Origin of the sequence: Kitasatospora sp. MAA19 (genome assembly GCF_029894125.1) — a bacterium.
Lineage (GTDB): Bacteria > Actinomycetota > Actinomycetes > Streptomycetales > Streptomycetaceae > Kitasatospora.
This window is the reverse complement of the sequence record NZ_JARXYZ010000003.1, coordinates 208,311-225,060: the sequence shown is the minus strand read 5'-3', so window position 1 is coordinate 225,060 and position 16,750 is coordinate 208,311. Positions and strand designations below refer to the sequence as shown.

Genomic DNA, 16,750 nt, shown 5'->3' with positions numbered 1-16,750 from the left:
TTGGGCCGGCTGCCCGCGCAGCCGGCCCGCCCCCAGGCCCCCCTCAGACCACATGAACGACTCTCGACTTACGAAAGAGGGCTTGACGACCAGTGCTTGACGTCAACTTCTTCGACGAGCTCCGCATCGGCCTGGCCACCGCCGACGACATCCGCCAGTGGTCGCACGGCGAGGTCAAGAAGCCGGAGACCATCAACTACCGCACCCTGAAGCCCGAAAAGGACGGACTCTTCTGCGAGAAGATCTTCGGCCCCACCCGGGACTGGGAGTGCTACTGCGGTAAGTACAAGCGCGTCCGCTTCAAGGGCATCATCTGTGAGCGCTGCGGCGTCGAGGTGACCCGCGCCAAGGTGCGCCGTGAGCGGATGGGCCACATCGAGCTGGCCGCCCCGGTCACCCACATCTGGTACTTCAAGGGCGTGCCGTCCCGCCTGGGCTACCTGCTCGACCTGGCGCCGAAGGACCTCGAGAAGGTCATCTACTTCGCCGCCTACATGATCACCTGGGTCGACGACGAGCGCCGCCAGCGCGACCTGCCGTCCCTGGAGGCGCACGTCTCGGTCGAGCGTCAGCAGATCGAGAACCGCCGCGACTCCGACCTCGAGGCCCGTGCCAAGAAGGCCGAGACCGACCTGGCCGAGCTGGAGGCCGAGGGCGCCAAGGCCGACGTGCGCCGCAAGGTGCGCGAAGGCGCCGAGCGCGAGATGAAGCAGCTGCGCGACCGTGCGCAGCGCGAGCTCGACCGCCTCGACGAGGTGTGGGCCCGCTTCAAGAACCTCAAGGTCCAGGACCTCGAGGGCGACGAGCTGCTCTACCGCGAGCTGCGCGACCGCTTCGGCACCTACTTCTCCGGCTCGATGGGCGCGGCGGCCCTCAAGGACCGCCTCGAGACCTTCGACCTGGCGGAGGAGTCCGAGCGCCTGCGCGAGATCATCCGCACCGGCAAGGGCCAGAAGAAGACCCGTGCGCTGAAGCGCCTCAAGGTCGTCTCCGCGTTCCTGCAGACCACCAACAAGCCCAACGGCATGGTGCTGGACTGCGTCCCGGTCATCCCGCCGGACCTGCGTCCGATGGTGCAGCTGGACGGTGGCCGCTTCGCGACCTCCGACCTGAACGACCTGTACCGCCGCGTGATCAACCGCAACAACCGCCTGAAGCGCCTGCTCGACCTCGGTGCCCCCGAGATCATCGTGAACAACGAGAAGCGCATGCTCCAGGAGGCCGTCGACGCGCTGTTCGACAACGGCCGCCGCGGCCGTCCGGTCACCGGCCCGGGCAACCGCCCGCTGAAGTCCCTCAGCGACATGCTGAAGGGCAAGCAGGGTCGTTTCCGTCAGAACCTGCTCGGCAAGCGCGTCGACTACTCGGCCCGTTCGGTCATCGTCGTCGGCCCGCAGCTCAAGCTGCACCAGTGCGGTCTGCCCAAGGCCATGGCGCTGGAGCTCTTCAAGCCGTTCGTGATGAAGCGCCTGGTCGACCTGAACCACGCGCAGAACATCAAGTCGGCCAAGCGCATGGTCGAGCGGGCCCGCCCGGTCGTGTGGGACGTGCTCGAAGAGGTCATCGCCGAGCACCCCGTCCTGCTGAACCGTGCGCCCACCCTGCACCGCCTCGGCATCCAGGCCTTCGAGCCGCAGCTGGTCGAGGGCAAGGCCATCCAGATCCACCCGCTCGTCTGCACCGCGTTCAACGCGGACTTCGACGGTGACCAGATGGCCGTCCACCTGCCGCTCTCCGCGGAGGCGCAGGCCGAGGCCCGCATCCTGATGCTGTCCTCGAACAACATCCTGAAGCCGGCCGACGGTCGCCCCGTCACCATGCCGACCCAGGACATGGTGCTCGGTCTGTTCTTCCTGACCTCGGACCGCGACAACGTGAAGGGCGCCGGTCGCACCTTCTCGTCGACCGCCGAGGCGATCATGGCCTTCGACGCCCGCGACCTGGACGTCCAGGCCCCGATCGAGCTGCGCCTGCCGGCCGGCACCGTCCCGCCGCGCGGCTGGACCCCGCCGGTGGACGAGGACGGCCAGTCGACCTGGTTCGACGGCGAGCCGTTCCGCCTGACCACCACCCTGGGCCGCGCGCTCTTCAACGAGCTGCTGCCCGAGGACTACCCGTTCGTCGACTACGAGGTGGGCAAGAAGCAGCTCTCCGCGATCGTCAACGACCTGGCGGAGCGCTACCCCAAGGTCGTCGTCGCGGCGACCCTGGACAACCTGAAGGCGTCCGGTTTCCACTGGTCGACCCGCTCGGGCGTCACCGTCTCGATCTCCGACGTCGTCGTCCCGCCGAACAAGCCCCAGATCCTGGAGGGCTACGAGGCGAAGGCGGAGAAGGTCCAGCGTCAGTACGAGCGCGGCCTGATCACCAACGACGAGCGCAAGCAGGAGCTCATCGGCATCTGGACCCAGGCGACCAACGAGGTCGCCGAGGCCATGAACGAGAACTTCCCGAAGACGAACCCCATCTTCATGATGGTCGACTCGGGTGCTCGTGGAAACATGATGCAGATGCGCCAGATCGCCGGTATGCGTGGTCTGGTGTCGAACGCCAAGAACGAGACCATCCCGCGACCCATCAAGGCGTCGTTCCGTGAGGGTCTCACCGTGCTGGAGTACTTCATCTCCACCCACGGTGCCCGTAAGGGTCTGGCGGACACCGCCCTCCGTACCGCCGACTCCGGCTACCTCACCCGTCGTCTGGTCGACGTCTCCCAGGACGTCATCATTCGCGAGGAGGACTGCGGCACCGAGCGCGGCCTGAAGCTGGCGATCGGCTCCGTGGGTGCGGACGGCGTGCTCCGCAAGGCCGACGACGTCGAGACCAGCGTGTACGCCCGCATGCTCGCCGAGGACATCACCGTCGACGGCAAGCTGCTGGCCACCGCCAACACCGACCTCGGTGACGTGCTGATCGACGAGCTGATCCGCCACGGCATCGCCGAGGTCAAGACCCGCTCGATCCTGACCTGTGAGTCGGCCGTCGGCACCTGCGCCATGTGCTACGGGCGCTCGCTGGCCACCGGCAAGCTGGTCGACATCGGTGAGGCGGTCGGCATCATCGCCGCCCAGTCCATCGGTGAGCCCGGTACCCAGCTGACCATGCGTACCTTCCACACCGGTGGTGTGGCCGGTGACGACATCACCCAGGGTCTGCCGCGTGTCGTCGAGCTCTTCGAGGCCCGTACCCCCAAGGGTGTGGCCCCGATCTCGGAGGCCACCGGCCGGGCGCGGATCGAGGACACCGAGAAGACCCGCAAGATCGTCATCACCCCGGACGACGGCAGCGAGGAGATCGCCTACCCCGTCTCCAAGCGTGTGAAGCTGCTGGTCGGCGAGGGCGAGGCGGTCGAGGTCGGCCAGAAGCTGACCATGGGTGCCACCAACCCGCACGACGTTCTGCGCATCATGGGCCAGCGGGCCGTCCAGGTCCACCTGGTCGCCGAGGTCCAGAAGGTCTACAACTCGCAGGGCGTGTCGATCCACGACAAGCACATCGAGATCATCATCCGGCAGATGCTCCGCCGCGTGACGATCATCGAGTCGGGCGACGCCGAGCTGCTCCCGGGCGAGCTCGTCGAGCGCGGCCGCTTCGAGACCGAGAACCGTCGTGTGGTCTCCGAGGGCGGTCACCCCGCCTCCGGCCGTCCGCAGCTGATGGGTATCACCAAGGCCTCGCTGGCCACCGAGTCCTGGCTGTCGGCCGCCTCCTTCCAGGAGACGACCCGGGTCCTCACCGACGCGGCGATCCACGCCAAGTCGGACCCGCTGCTGGGCCTCAAGGAGAACGTCATCCTCGGTAAGCTCATCCCGGCCGGTACGGGTCTGCCCCGCTACCGCAACATCCGGGTCGAGCCGACCGAGGAGGCCAAGGCCGCGATGTACTCGGCCGTCGGCTACGACGACTACGACCTGTCGCCCTTCGGCGCCGGCTCCGGCCAGGCGGTCCCGCTGGACGACTACGACTACGGCCCGTACACCGGCTGAGTCCGAGTTCGGCTGGCAGGGCGGTCACCCCTCGCGGGGTGGCCGCCCTGCGGCGTTTCGCTCTGCGGCGTTTCCGCAGGTCACACGGGTTTGGGAGGCCGGTTAGGTAATCCGGCTGAAGTCGCGTAGAGTCATGTTTACCGACGCGGGGTGGAGCAGCTCGGTAGCTCGCTGGGCTCATAACCCAGAGGTCGCAGGTTCAAATCCTGTCCCCGCTACACATCGAAGGGCCCGGAGGCATTCAGCCTCCGGGCCCTTCGGCGTTCCCGGGACCGGCCCTCCCCCGCACGGGGGAGGGCGTGGAACCGCTCTGGTGGGGGAGGCGGGTGAGGGGGCGGTCGGGGAAGGCTGGTCGGCGGAAGACGGGGCTTTCGAAGGGGACCGGACATGAAGCGGATGCTGGGCGCGGTGGCGATCACGGGGGCGGTCCTGGTGGGGATGTCGGCCTGCCTGCCCGTCGGGGACGACCAGGAGCACCGGACGGTGGGCTACGGCGTCGCGGAGCCGGTCAGGGAGCTGGTGGTCGACGCGCACACCGGCGGGATCGTGGTGACCGGCGGCGGCGACGCGGTGCACGTGGTCGAGGAGCAGAACTACCGGGGCGACGTGCCGCGGACCACCCACGAGGTGAAGGACGACGTGCTGCGGCTGACGTACGACTGCCGCGGCTGCGGCGTCGGGTACACCGTGCAGGTGCCGGCCGGGACGAAGGTGCGGGTGACCCAGGAGACCGGCGGGGTGCGGCTGGTCGGGCTGGCCGCCGAGGTGGAGGCCACGGTGGAGACCGGCGGGGTCGAGGCCACCGGGCTGACCTCGAAGGACGTCCGGCTGAGCACCGGGACCGGCGGGGTGCGGGTCGATTTCGCGGCCGCCCCCGAGAAGGTGGAGGCGAAGGCCTCGACCGGCGGGGTGCGGGTGGCGGTGCCGGCCGGGGAGGCGTACGCGGTGGACGCGCACGCCGGGGCCGGCGGGGTGGACGTCAGGATCCCCTCGCAGCCGGGTGCGGCGCGCAGCATCACGGCGCGGACCGGGACCGGCGGTGTGACGGTCAGTGCTCTCTGACCGGGCCGTTCCGGAGGCCCTGCCGGTAGGGCATGATCTTCTCCGCGGGGGCGGCGCCCCCGGCTACGGGGGAGGGGCGGCAGTGGTGCGAGCGGTGCGCTGGCGGAGCTGGTCGGCCGGGCTGAGTCCGTACGTGCCGGACTCGCTGCTGGCGGCGGCCGCGGCGGGGGTCGCGGTCTGGGCGGTGTACCAGGACACGACGGTCCGGTCGTGGTGGATTTATCTGCTCGCGGTGGCGACCGCGCTGCCGCTGCCCTGGCGTCGCCGGTGGCCGCTGGCGGTGCTGGTGCTGGCGACCGTACCGTCGCTGGTGATCTCGGTCGTGGCGCACTCGGCGAACCCCCAGGTGCCGCTGTCCGGGGTGATCTCCTTCTACACGGTGGCGGAGCGGTCCTCGGAGCGGGCGCGGTGGAGCGTGCTGGCGGTCGTGGTGGTCGGCAACGTGCTCGGCACCCACTCCCCGAACGGCGCGTTCTTCAGCCTGGTCACCTCCGTCGGTACCTTCGTGTTCGGCTCGCTGGTGCGCGCCCAGCGGCAGTTGGCCCGGGTGCAGGCGGAGCGGGCCCGGGAGACCGGCGAGCGGGCGGCGAGCGACGCGGCCCGGGCGGTCGCGGAGGAGCGGGCCAGGATCGCCCGGGAGATGCACGACATCCTGGCGCACGCCGTCTCGTTGATGATCATCCAGGCCGAGGCGGGGCCGCTGGTGGTGCACTCCAACCCGGACCGGGCGGTCCGCGCGTTCGACACCATCGCCGACGCGGGCCGTGACGCGATGGTCCAACTGCGGCGCGTCCTCGGGGTGCTGAAGGAGGAGGGGGCCGGTCCGGTGCTGGCCCCGCAGCCCCGGCTGGCCGAACTCGCCGACGTGGCCGAGCGGGTGCGCCGGGCCGGACTGGCGGTGGAGCTCGAACTGCCCGACGGGCCGGGCGCGGTGCCCGCCGACCTGCAGGCGGCGGCGTACCGGATCGTGCAGGAGGCGCTGACCAACACGGTCAAGCACTCCGGTGCCGACCGGGCGGCCGTCCGGGTGCGGCGGGTCGGAGACGCCCTGGAGGTGGTGGTGTCCGACAACGGCCGCGGGCTGCCGGTGACCGCCGCCGGCCCGCCGAACGGCTGGTCCGGCGGTCGCGGGCTGGTCGGCATCCGGGAGCGGGCGGTGGCCTGCGGCGGGCGGGCCGAGGCCGGCCCCGGGCCGGAGGGCAGGGGCTTCCTGGTGAGTGCCCGGCTCCCGTTGGGGGCGGCGGGCGTGGTCGAGAAGGTGGGCGGATGAAGCCGATTCGGGTGGTCGTCGCGGACGACCAGGAGCTGGTGCGGGCCGGGTTCGGGATGATCCTGGACGCGCAGCCCGACATCGAGGTGGTGGCCGAGGCCTGCGACGGCGCGGAGGCGATCGAGGCGGTCCGCGCCCACGGTCCGGACGTCCTGCTGCTGGACGTCCGGATGCCGGTCATGGACGGGCTGGAGGCGGCCCGCCGGGTCTGCGCCGAGTTCCCGTCCACCAAGGTGATCATGCTGACCACCTTCGACGTGGACGACTACGTCTTCGACGCGCTGTACGCGGGCGCCAGCGGCTTCCTGCTCAAGGACGTCCGGCGGGACGACCTGGCCCACGGAGTGCGGATGGTGGCCTCCGGGGAGGCGCTGCTCGCGCCCTCGGTGACGAGGCGGCTGATCAGCGAGTTCGCCGCCCGCCGCCCGGGCGCGCCCGAGCGGGCGGTGCGGCCGCCGTCCAAGCTGCTGGAGCAACTCACCCTGCGCGAGCGGGAGACGCTGCGGCTGCTGGCGCGCGGGCTGTCCAACGCGGAGATCGCGGCCGAGCTGGTGGTCAGCGAGCACACCGTGAAGACGCACGTCAGCAATGTGCTGAGCAAGCTGGGGCTGCGGGACCGGGTGCACGCGGTGGTGTTCGCGTACGAGGCGGGAGCGGTGGTGGCGGGGGAGGCGTAGGGCCCGGCGGGCGGGGCCACGGTCGGACCTCCCCCGTGCGGGGGAGGCGGCGGGTTCGCCGGTGCGGGCGATCCGGGACGAGGGGTGCGGCGGACAGCATCGGTGGCGTCGGAACGGACCACCGCAGGGAGATCGTCAGATGAACGCCACTCGGAACACCCAGAGCACCTGGAACGCCCAGAGCACCTGGAACGCCCGGAACACCCGCCTCGCCACCTACGCCGTCGTCGGCGCCCCCGTGCTGATGGCCCTGTACGGGGGGATCCGGCTGGTGCCGGGCTCCCGGGAGCCCGGCCTCGGCTGGACGGCCGGCCACACCGCGATGTTCGCCGGGCTGCTGCTGTTCGCCCCGGTCCTGCTCGCCCTGCACGGGCTGCTCGCCCGGCGCGGCACGACGGCCGGGCGGCTGGTGGCCGGGGCCGCGCTGGGGACGGCGTTCGCGGGCCTGGCGGCCTCGCTGGTGCAGATCGGGATCGACCTGTACGTCGGCCTGGCGGCGGCGGACAAGGCCGAACAGTCGCGGCTGTTCGACCGCGTCCAGGGCGTCCCGGGGGTGCTGCCGGCCGTCTACCAGGTCGGCCCGCTGCTGTTCTACGTCGGCCTGCTGGCGCTGCTGGTCGCCGCCTCGGTCGGCCCGGCCCGGACGCTGCGCTGGTGGAGCCCGGTGCTGATGCTGGTCGGCACCGCCGCCTCGGGGGTCGACCTGGCGCTGATCCCGCTGGCCGCCGTCTGCTACCTGGCGGCGCTGGCCCCGCTGGCCCGGCTCGGCGGTGCGGCCCGTCCGGCGCTGGCCTGACCGGGCGGCGGGGCCGGATGGGGGGTGGGCACGGACGGGCGGCCGCTCCCGCAGGGGAGGAGCGGGCGCCCGTCCGCCCCGGCGCGTCCGGAGGATCGGCCCGCTGTGCGGCGGGAGTTGACGCGACGCAGTCGGACTTTCGGTGGCGGCCCGGCCGGCCCGCCCGTACCGTCCGGGGCATGAACGCGAAGCGTCCCCTGATCGCCGTGCTCACCGGCGCGGGCATCTCGACCGACTCCGGTATCCCCGACTACCGCGGCCCGCAGGGACTCTGGCAGCGCGACCCGTCGGCCCAGGAGCTGGTCACCATCGGCCCGTACCGCGCCGATCCCGAGGTGCGGCGGCGGGCCTGGCTGATGCGGCTGGAGACCGGCGCGCTGGCCGCCGAACCGAACGCCGGGCACCGGGCGCTGGTCGACCTGGAGCGCTCCGGGCTGCCGCTGCGGGTGCTCACCCAGAACGTGGACGGGCTGCACCAGCGGGCCGGCCTGCCCGCCCGCAAGGTGCTCGAACTGCACGGCACCGCGCGGGAGGTGCAGTGCCTGCGCTGCCGGGTGACCGGCGACATGGCGGAGGCGTTGGCCCGGGTCGAGGCGGGGGAGTCGGACCCGGCCTGCCGTGCGTGCGGGGGGATCCTGAAGCCGCGCACGGTGATGTTCGGCGAGAACCTGGACCCGGAGGTGCTCGGGCAGGCCGACTCGATCGCCCGCGCCTGCGACCTGTTCATCGCGGTCGGTACCAGCCTGCAGGTGTTCCCGGTGGCGGCGTTGCCGTACAGCGCGGTGAAGCGCGGGGCGAGGCTGATCATCCTGAACGCCGAGCCGACGCCGTACGACGAGGCCGCCGACGAGGTGATCCGGGAGCCGATCTCCCGGGCCCTGCCGGAGCTGGTGCGGCGGCTGGTCGCCGAGGAGGCTTGAGCACAGGGCTCCGAGAGGAAAGGTCCTGAAACGAAGGGCCTTAGAGCGGGCGAACCGCATGCGTACGATGATCCTTCTGGCTCCCCCTCACGGCCTGGAGTGATCGACCGATGACGACGACGGCGAAGTTCGACCCCTGGTCGGCGGCGTTCGTGGCCCACCCGTACGACGCGTACGCCGAACTGCGCGAGCACGCGCCGGTGACGTACTTCGAGCCGACCGGGCAGTGGCTCGTCTCGCGCCACGAGGACGTCAGCGCGCTCCTGCGGGACCGGCGGCTCGGCCGTACCTACACCCACCGCTTCAGCCACCAGGAGTTCGGCCGACCCGAGCCCGATCCGGCGCACGAGCCCTTCCACACCCTCAACGACCACGGGCTGCTCGACCTGGAGGCCCCCGACCACACCCGGATCCGCCGGCTGGTCTCCAAGGCCTTCACCCCGCGCATGGTCGAGGGCCTGCGGCCGACCGTGCGGCGGCTCGCCGGCGAACTCGTCGACGACCTGCTCGCGGCCGGCGGCGGTGACCTGATCGCCACCGTCGCCGAGCCGCTGCCGGTCGCCGTGATCGCCGAGATGCTCGGCGTACCGGAGAGCGACCGCCACCTGCTGCGGCCCTGGTCCGCCGACATCACCGGCATGTTCGAGCTCAACCCGACCGAGGAGGCCGCCCGCCGGGCCGTCACCGCGAGCACCGAGTTCTCCGACTACCTGCGCGCCCTCATCCGCGAACGCCGCACCGCCCCCGGCGGCGACCTGATCAGCGCGCTGATCCAGGCCCAGGAGGGCGCCGACGCGCTCAGCGAGCAGGAGATGATCTCCACCTGCGTGCTGCTGCTCAACGCCGGCCACGAGGCGACCGTCAACACCACCGGCAACGGCTGGTGGGCGCTGTTCCGCAACCCCGGTGAACTCGCCCGGCTGCGCGGCTCGGTCGACGAGCTGCTGCCCACCGCCGTCGAGGAACTGATGCGCTGGGACACCCCGCTGCAGATGTTCGAGCGGTGGGTCCTGGAGGACATCGAGCTGCGCGGCGTCACCATCCCGCGCGGCTCCGAGATCGCCCTCCTCTTCGGCTCCGCCAACCGCGACCCCGAGCGCTTCACCGACCCCGACCGCCTCGACCTCGCCCGCACCGACAACCCCCACATCACCTTCGGCGCCGGAATCCACTTCTGTCTCGGCGCCCCCCTTGCCAGACTGGAGCTCACCGAGTCCTACGGCACCCTCCTGCGCCGCGCGCCGGAGCTGCGGCTGACCCGCGAACCCGAGTGGAACCCGGGCTACGTGATCCGGGGACTCAAGGAACTGCTGGTCGAGGTCTAGAGCCGAGGTCTAGAGCCGAGGTCTGGAGCCGAGGTCTCCTACTCCAGCGGGGACTGCGACCCCCTCGCCTGCCTGACCGGCGCCTTCGCCGGAGCCCACCACGGCGGGTCGGCCTGGCCGTCCGGCTGGGTCGGGCGGAGCGAGCACCGGGACGAACCGCTCGCCCTCGGCGCGCTCTGGGACTGAACCGGGGCCCGGGGAACCGGGGTGGGGGGTGGCGCGTCGAAGGGCCATGACGAAGCGGAGTGCTGGAGGGCGGCGAGGCCTGCGCCGGGTGGCGGGGGCGGTGCTGGCCGGTGGGATGCTGGTGGCCGGGTGCGGCAGTACGGCGGCCGACGGGCCCGCGGTGGTGCGGGCCTCGGGGTCGGCGAGTCGGGTGCCGGTGGATCCGGCGCAGGTGGCGGCGGTCTCGGCCGCCACCAACGCCTTCGGGCTGGATCTGCTGCACGCGCTGGCCGCGGCGCCGGACGGGGCGGGGCGCAATGTCGTCCTCTCGCCGTCCGGCCTGGCCACCGTGCTCGCCATGGTGCTGCCCGGGGCCCGCGGAGCCACCGCCGAGGAGCTGTCCAAGGCCCTGCACACCGACCTCACCCCGCAGCAGTACGCGTCGGCGGTGGGCGCGCTCGACCGTTCGGTCCCGGCCGGCGGCCGGGACACCCTGCGGCAGGCGGACGACCTGTGGACGCAGCAGGGCCTGGCCGTCGCCCCGGAGTACCTGGACACGCTCGCCGCCGCCTTCGACACCGGCGTGCACCCCGTCGACTTCGCCAAGGACCCGCAGGGCTCCCGCAAGAGCATCAACGCGGCCGTGGAGAAGGCCACCGAGGGACGGATCAAGGACCTCTTCGGCGAGCGGCAGATCACCGCCGACACCCGGCTGGCGCTCACCGACGCGCTCTACCTGAAGGCGAAGTGGGCCTCCGGGTTCAAGCCGGCGAACACCTCCGACCGGCCGTTCCACCGGCTGGACGGCTCCACCCCCTCCGTCGCCGCGATGAGCCAGACCGGCGCCTTCCGGTACGCCGAGGGCTCCGGCGGCATCGTCGGCGAGCCCTGGCAGGCCGTCGAACTCCCTTACGCGGACAGCACGTTGGCGATGGATCTGATCGTCCCCGCGCAGGGCGGGTTCGCCGCCTTCAACAAGGGCCTGGACCAGGCTCAGCTCGACCGGATCCTCGGCGGGCTCGGCGAGCGGACCGTCGACCTGACCCTCCCGCGCTTCCGCTTCGACACCGCCAACGACCTCGTCCCCGTGCTGCGTTCGCTCGGCGTGAGGGCGGCGTTCGACGGCGCCGACTTCGGAGGGATCACCAAGGAGCCGTTGGCGCTCGGCACGGTGGTGCAGAAGGCCACCGTCGAGGTGGACGAGGACGGTACGGTCGCGGCGGCCGGTAGCGGCGCGGGGCTCGCCGCGGCGGCGGCCCCGGCCGCGCCGGAGTCCGTCCAACTGCACATCGACCGGCCGTTCCTGTTCCTGATCCGGGACACCGACGGCGGACGGCCGCTCTTCCTCGGCCAGGTCACCGACCCGTCGGTCCAAGACCGCCCGTCCAAGTAGCTACCAGGCCGGGTAGCGCCCGCCGAGCGCCGGGTGGAGCGGGTCGCGGCTGCCGAACAGCACCAGCAGGTCGTCCGCGACCCGGAGCAGTTCGGCCCTGCCCTCGACCGCTCCGGCCCACTCGGCGGGCAGCGCCGCGGCGCCGTACGCGGCGCCGACCAGGTTGCCGCAGACCGCGCCGGTGGAGTCGCTGTCCCCGGAGTGGTTCACCGACAGCAGCAGCGCGGTGCGCACCGGGTCGGGGTCGAGGGTGGCCGCCAGTAGCGAGTACACCGCGATGGCCAGGCACTCCTCGGCGATCCAGCCGAGCCCGACCCGCTCCACGGCCTCCGCCGACGGCTGCGACTCCTGGGCCACCCGGACGGCCCGGGCCAGCGCCTGCACCGTCTCCTTGGAGGACGGTAGCTCGCGGATCTGCTCCACGGTCTCGCCGACCGCCGCCCACGGCTCGGTCCCGTTCGCGAGCCGCTCGACCAGCGCCGCGAAGGCGCCCGCCGCGAGGTAGCCGGTCGGGTGCCCGTGGGTGAGCTGGGCGCACTGCACGGCCAGCCCGAAGGCCAGCTCGGTACCCAGCCGGGCCAGGCCGAACGGCGCCGAGCGCATCACCGTGCCGCAGCCCTTGGAGTGCGCGTTGATCGGCCCCGGCTGCCCGACCGGGGACGGCGACTCGAACACCGGGTGCTCGGACATCCCGCTCAGGCAGGCGTTGCCCGGCGCCCGCTGCGCGTACAGGAAGGGCTGCCGCAGCAGCCAGCCGTCGTACGGGCGGGGCTGCGGCGCGGTGTCCGGCGAGGGCTGGTACTGGGTCAGCAGCCAGCGGCGGTAGGCGCCGTGGACGGCCTCCGGCACCGAGCCGCCGCCGCCCGTCCAGCCGCGGACGAAGCCGCGGATCAGCCCCTCGGCGGTGAACAGGGTCATCTGGGTGTCGTCGGTGACCTCGGCCGGCCCGGGGCCGGCCGGCAGCCCGGCCACGCCGTCCGGCCCGTACCGCTGCTGGATCTGGTACAGCTGCTGGAACTCCACCGGCCAGCCCAGCGCGTCGCCGACGGCCCCGCCGAGCAGCGCCCCGCGCACCCGGTCCCGGTATCCCGACTCGACCGCCGACTCCGTCACGTGGTCCCCCTTGGTTCGTGGCGGACTACGTTCTATCAGGTCCGGCTGAAAGCGTGCTGCCACGACGTGTCCGACGATTCCCGCCGGGCGTGCGGCGCCGCGGGCACGCGTAGGACGCGCCGAGGACAGGCCCTAGCTGCGGATCTCCCCGGCGCGTCCGTGCAGGGCGGCGCGGTCGGCGGCGGCCCGGCCGGCCGCCCAGCCCACGCCGTCGCTCACCCGTACGCGCTGCGAGACCAGCTTCGGGAACAGCCGGCCGACCTCCTGGTCCACCGCCTCGGAGCGGGCGGCGAGCGCGGGCAGCAGCCGCCCGTCCGGGACCAGCTGCTCCTCGGTGCCATCCTCGCGCAGGTGCCGGCCGGCCGCGGCGGCGCTGGTGGCCCGTTCGGTGGCGGCCGTCAGCCGCTCGCGGATCCGCGCCGCGTAGGCGACCAGGAAGGACTGCCGGAACGCCTTGCTGCGCGAATCCCGCCGCGAGCCGACCTTGTTGAGCGCGTGCGTCGCCTGCACCAGCAGTGAGGTGTAGAGCAGCTCGACGCCGTCCAGATCGCCGTCGAAGCCGACGACGGTGCAGAAGCCGAACTCCTTGGCCCACACGACCCGGCACCGGTTGGCCACCGCGACGGCGTCCAGCAGCATCGTCTTGGGTCCCTCGTACGGGTTGTCCACGCCGATCCGCAGCGCGGCCGGGGTGTCGCGGTCGGCGCCGGCGGCGGCCAGCAGCGCCTCGTCGATGCTGTGCTGGGCCATCAGCTGCTGGGCCTTGGCGGTGAGCGCCTCGGCCTCCTCCGGGTACTCGGTGGACTCGGCCTTCGCCAGCAGCGCCCGGATCCGGGACAGCATCCGGGGCTCGCCGGGCACCGGCCCGGGCCGGTGCGTCCGTGCCGGGGCCTGGCCCGGGGCGGGGCCGACCGGGGCGATCGGCGGCAGCCGGCCCCAGGTCCGCAGCAGTTCCAGGGCGGTGGTGGCGAGCGCGAAGCGGTCCAGCCGGTGCCGGTCGGCGAAGGCGCCGAGGTACTGCTCGTCGCCGGGCCACCACACCTCGGCCTCCAGCTCGCGCAGCTGCTCCTGCCAGCGCCGGTCGAGGGCGGCCGCGGAGTGCCGGCGGTTCTCGGCCGCGATCAGGTCCGCCGCGAGGGCCAGGTGGACGGGCTTCAGCTCGCGCCGGACCACTCGGGCCAGGTCGGCCGGGCGCCACCCGGCGGACCAGCAGCGGCCGACGGCGGTGTCCGCGTACCCGAGCAGCGCCCGGCTGACCGCGGGCCACTGCCCGGCCGAGGCGGCGAGCAGCGATGCTCCGGTGTCCAGGGCGAGGTCCAGCGCTTCGTCCGAGGCCGTCAGCACCGCCCGCACCGCCTGCTCCAGCAGCGGGCCGGCGCCCCCGTCCCCGTCCTGCTGTGCGCGCTTGCCCACGGTGTGTCCCTGCTCTCCTCGACGGTCCGGCCCTTCCGCCCATGATGCCGGAGCGCCCGGCCCCTTCGACGGGACCGGGCGCTCGGGACGGGCCCGGGGGCTCAGCGCTCGACGGCCTTGGCCAGGATCTCCGGGGCGCGCTCCAGCAGCCTCCGGGCCGCGAAGCGGACGCCGAGGGCGGCGATCAGGGCGCCGTAGAGCGGGCCGAGCAGCAGGATCGGCCAGCTCGGGCTGCCGGAGTACAGCGCCCAGCCGAGGTAGCCGCTCACCGGCAGGGAGAGCAACGCCACACCGAGCAGCGAGCCGAACTGGTTGACCAGCAGCAGCCCGCCCTGCCCGGGGGCGGCGTTGCGCATCGGGTTGTTGTCGGCCGGCATGGTGTACGGCGCGAGCACGCTGAGCGTCGAGCCGAGGGCGACGCCGCAGCCGAGCAGGGCGAGCGCGAGGCCGAGTGCGGCGGGCAGCTCGGACCAGCCGTCGGTGACGGCGGCCAGGACGAACCCGAGCACCACCGTCACCGGGAGGGCGTACGACAGCACCGCGTAGGCCCGGCCGCGCAGTTCGTCCCGGGCGTCGGCCGGGGTGACCAGGGTGGCGGCGACCATCCAGAACGCCGAGCCGTCCATGCCGAACAGGTTGAGCATCTGCAGTCCGAGGAACATCCCGGTCATCGCCAGCAGGTAGACGCTCGACCAGCCCTGGACCACCGACAGCACGCAGATCACCAGCGTCATGCCGATGCTGGTGAACACCGCGGCCTTGGCCCGCGGCTCGCGCCAGGCGTACCGCAGGTGGCGCTGCATCACCGCGCCGGCCCGGCCCTCGGGCAGGAAGCTCCAGCCGCGCGAGCTCTGCACCCCGCGGGCCACCTCCAGGGTGGAGGAGTCGGCGGTGACCATCAGCTCCTGCAGGCTGCCGCGCCACCAGCGCAGCAGCAGCACGAGCAGCGCGCCGGCCGCGGCGAGCTGGAGCAGCGCCAGTCCGTACCGGCCCTCGCCGGCGGTGCGGGCCGCGTCCGCCGCGCTGACCGGCGGGAGCCAGCGCAGCACGGAGGCGATCGGCTTCAGCGGGCTGAGGTCGAGGGTGTCGCCGGGCCGCCCGAAGATGCTCTGCGAACCGATGTTGGCGACCTGGGCGAGCAGCGCGAACAGCAGGCCGCCGAAGATCGCGAAGTCCTTGCCGCGCCGGCTGGAGAGCATCCGGGCGTTCCCGGCGGCGACCGCCCGGGAGAGCGTGACCAGGCAGAGCACGGCCAGCGGGACGCCGACCAGGGCGGCCGCGGCGGCCGTGCCGCCGTTCGCGCCGGACAGCGCCGCGCCGGTCACCAGCACCAGGCTGACCAGCGGGCCGGGCCCGATCAGCGCGGCCAGCAGCGAGCCGCGCAGCAGCGGGCCGGGCCGCAGCGGGAGCATGGTGAGCCGGGTCGGGTCGGCGCTCTCGTCGCTGGAGAAGAGGAACAGCGGCAGCGCGGCCCAGCCGAGGGTGAGCACGCCGAGCAGCATCACCCCGGCGTCCCCGGAACCGGCGAAGCGCCCGTTCATCATGGCGAGGGCGAAGGCGATGCCGGCCGCGAAGGCCAGGCCGACGACGCCGCCGATGACGTACACGGCGGTCCGGCCGGGGCTGCGTCGCAGGCCGTTGCGCAGCAGCCGCAGCTTGAGCGCCACCAGGGCGCGGACCACCGTCCGCCCGTCCGGCACCGGGGTACGGACGGCTGCGGCGGCGGCGCTGCTCACTGCCCGCCCCCGAGCTGCCCGCTGGCGGCCTGCCCGCTGCCGAGCTGCCCGCTGGCGGCCTGCCCGCCGCCGAGCCAGCCGAGCGCCTGGCCGTCGTCCTCGCGGACGCCGATCAGGCCGAGGAAGGCCTCGTGCAGGCTGCGCCCGCCGCGCACGGTGTCCAGCGGGCCGTGGGCGATCACCCGGCCGGCGTTGACCACCGCGACCCAGTCGCAGAGCTGCTCGACCAGCTCCATGACGTGGCTGGAGAAGACCACCGTGGATCCGGCCGCCGCGTACCGCTTGAGCACGCCGCGGATGGTCTGCGCCGAGACCGGGTCGACGCCCTCGAAGGGTTCGTCGAGGAACAGCACGTCGGGGTTGTGCAGCAGCGCGGCGGCCAGGCCGATCTTCTTGCGCATGCCGGTGGAGTAGTCGGCGACCAGCTTGTCGGCGTCGCGGGCGAGGTCCAGGACGGCCAGCAGCTCCTCGGCGCGCCGGTCCACCTCGGCGCCGGGCAGGCCGCGCAGCCGCCCGTTGTACTGCAGCAGTTCGCGGCCGCTGAGCCGCTCGAACATCCGCAGCCCCTCGGGCAGGATGCCGATCCGGGCCTTGACCGCGACCGGGTCGGCCCAGACGTCGCCGCCGTGGATGAGGACGGTGCCCTGGTCGGGCCGGAGCAGGCCGGTGGCCATGGACAGCGTGGTGGTCTTGCCGGCGCCGTTCGGGCCGACCAGGCCGATGAAGGCGCCGGCCGGCAGCTCCAGGCTGAGTCCGGCGACGGCGGGTTGGCCGCCGAAGTGCTTCCACAGCCCCTGGATGCTGACGGCGGAGGGGGGAACGGATCCGGGTCGGTCGGACGGCGGCGGCGCTGACGCCTGCATGGCGGCCTTCTCTACTCGCTGGCGGGTGGGT

Annotated in this window: 12 protein-coding genes, 1 tRNA gene and 1 pseudogene; 10 read left to right on the top strand and 4 right to left on the bottom strand. The window is 73.0% G+C overall.

The window, feature by feature from the left end; translation table 11 throughout:
- Positions 1 to 92: 92 nt before the first annotated feature.
- From P3T27_RS06575 to P3T27_RS06530, 10 genes and pseudogenes are all read left to right on the top strand, one after another.
- The gene (locus P3T27_RS06575; RefSeq protein ID WP_280675206.1) at positions 93 to 3,986 is read left to right on the top strand and encodes a DNA-directed RNA polymerase subunit beta'; all 3,894 of its coding nucleotides are present in this window, start codon (positions 93 to 95) and stop codon (positions 3,984 to 3,986) included.
- A 144-nt stretch (positions 3,987 to 4,130) separates the two neighbouring features.
- Positions 4,131 to 4,204: transfer RNA gene (locus P3T27_RS06570), tRNA-Met, on the top strand.
- 169 nt (positions 4,205 to 4,373) lie between these two features.
- Positions 4,374 to 5,048 (top strand): DUF4097 family beta strand repeat-containing protein, encoded by a 675-nt coding sequence (locus tag P3T27_RS06565; protein ID WP_280675204.1) that lies wholly within the window; start codon positions 4,374 to 4,376, stop codon positions 5,046 to 5,048.
- 82 nt (positions 5,049 to 5,130) lie between these two features.
- Positions 5,131 to 6,318, top strand: a complete 1,188-nt coding sequence (locus tag P3T27_RS06560) for a histidine kinase (RefSeq protein WP_280675202.1) — start codon at positions 5,131 to 5,133, stop codon at positions 6,316 to 6,318.
- Positions 6,315 to 6,995, top strand: a complete 681-nt coding sequence (locus P3T27_RS06555; protein WP_280675200.1) for a response regulator transcription factor — start codon at positions 6,315 to 6,317, stop codon at positions 6,993 to 6,995. Before P3T27_RS06560 ends, P3T27_RS06555 begins: the two co-directional genes overlap by 4 nt.
- A 139-nt stretch (positions 6,996 to 7,134) precedes the next feature.
- Positions 7,135 to 7,791 (top strand): hypothetical protein, encoded by a 657-nt coding sequence (locus P3T27_RS06550; protein ID WP_280675198.1) that lies wholly within the window; start codon positions 7,135 to 7,137, stop codon positions 7,789 to 7,791.
- A gap of 179 nt (positions 7,792 to 7,970) precedes the next feature.
- A complete protein-coding gene (locus tag P3T27_RS06545) occupies positions 7,971 to 8,711 on the top strand; it encodes a Sir2 family NAD-dependent protein deacetylase (RefSeq protein ID WP_280675197.1) in 741 nt (246 codons plus the stop codon).
- A gap of 110 nt (positions 8,712 to 8,821) precedes the next feature.
- Positions 8,822 to 10,036 (top strand): cytochrome P450, encoded by a 1,215-nt coding sequence (locus tag P3T27_RS06540; RefSeq protein WP_280675194.1) that lies wholly within the window; start codon positions 8,822 to 8,824, stop codon positions 10,034 to 10,036.
- A gap of 36 nt (positions 10,037 to 10,072) precedes the next feature.
- Positions 10,073 to 10,222 (top strand): annotated as a pseudogene (locus P3T27_RS06535) (ADP-ribosylglycohydrolase family protein); the annotation flags it as partial.
- 46 nt (positions 10,223 to 10,268) lie between these two features.
- On the top strand, positions 10,269 to 11,594 hold the full coding sequence (locus tag P3T27_RS06530) for a serpin family protein (RefSeq protein WP_280675192.1): 1,326 nt from the start codon (positions 10,269 to 10,271) through the stop codon (positions 11,592 to 11,594).
- Here the strand turns inward: P3T27_RS06530 and P3T27_RS06525 are convergent, their stop codons facing one another.
- The 4 genes from P3T27_RS06525 to P3T27_RS06510 form a co-directional block, all read right to left on the bottom strand.
- Positions 11,595 to 12,707 carry an ADP-ribosylglycohydrolase family protein gene (locus P3T27_RS06525; protein WP_280675190.1) on the bottom strand — a complete coding sequence of 371 codons (1,113 nt, stop codon included), beginning with the start codon at positions 12,705 to 12,707 and terminating at the stop codon, positions 11,595 to 11,597.
- Positions 12,708 to 12,839: 132 nt separating this feature from the next.
- Entirely contained in the window at positions 12,840 to 14,120 is a 1,281-nt protein-coding gene (locus P3T27_RS06520; protein WP_280675188.1) for a DUF2786 domain-containing protein, read from the bottom strand.
- A 101-nt stretch (positions 14,121 to 14,221) separates the two neighbouring features.
- Complete coding sequence (locus P3T27_RS06515) at positions 14,222 to 15,856, bottom strand: transporter (protein WP_280675186.1); 1,635 nt, start codon at positions 15,854 to 15,856, stop codon at positions 14,222 to 14,224.
- Complete coding sequence (locus tag P3T27_RS06510) at positions 15,853 to 16,719, bottom strand: ABC transporter ATP-binding protein (protein ID WP_280675184.1); 867 nt, start codon at positions 16,717 to 16,719, stop codon at positions 15,853 to 15,855. The genes P3T27_RS06515 and P3T27_RS06510 overlap by 4 nt, the downstream gene beginning before the upstream one ends.
- Between the last annotated feature and the right edge of the window lie 31 nt (positions 16,720 to 16,750).

Bases quoted from the DNA above. Each gene is read 5' to 3' on its own strand.
- P3T27_RS06565 (WP_280675204.1), top strand. From the start codon at position 4,374: ATGAAGCGGATGCTGGGCGCGGTGGCGATCACGGGGGCGGTCCTGGTG.
- P3T27_RS06555 (WP_280675200.1), top strand. From the start codon at position 6,315: ATGAAGCCGATTCGGGTGGTCGTCGCGGACGACCAGGAGCTGGTGCGG.
- P3T27_RS06550 (WP_280675198.1), top strand. From the start codon at position 7,135: ATGAACGCCACTCGGAACACCCAGAGCACCTGGAACGCCCAGAGCACC.
- P3T27_RS06545 (WP_280675197.1), top strand. From the start codon at position 7,971: ATGAACGCGAAGCGTCCCCTGATCGCCGTGCTCACCGGCGCGGGCATC.
- P3T27_RS06540 (WP_280675194.1), top strand. From the start codon at position 8,822: ATGACGACGACGGCGAAGTTCGACCCCTGGTCGGCGGCGTTCGTGGCC.
- P3T27_RS06530 (WP_280675192.1), top strand. From the start codon at position 10,269: ATGACGAAGCGGAGTGCTGGAGGGCGGCGAGGCCTGCGCCGGGTGGCG.
- P3T27_RS06510 (WP_280675184.1), bottom strand. From the start codon at position 16,719: ATGCAGGCGTCAGCGCCGCCGCCGTCCGACCGACCCGGATCCGTTCCC.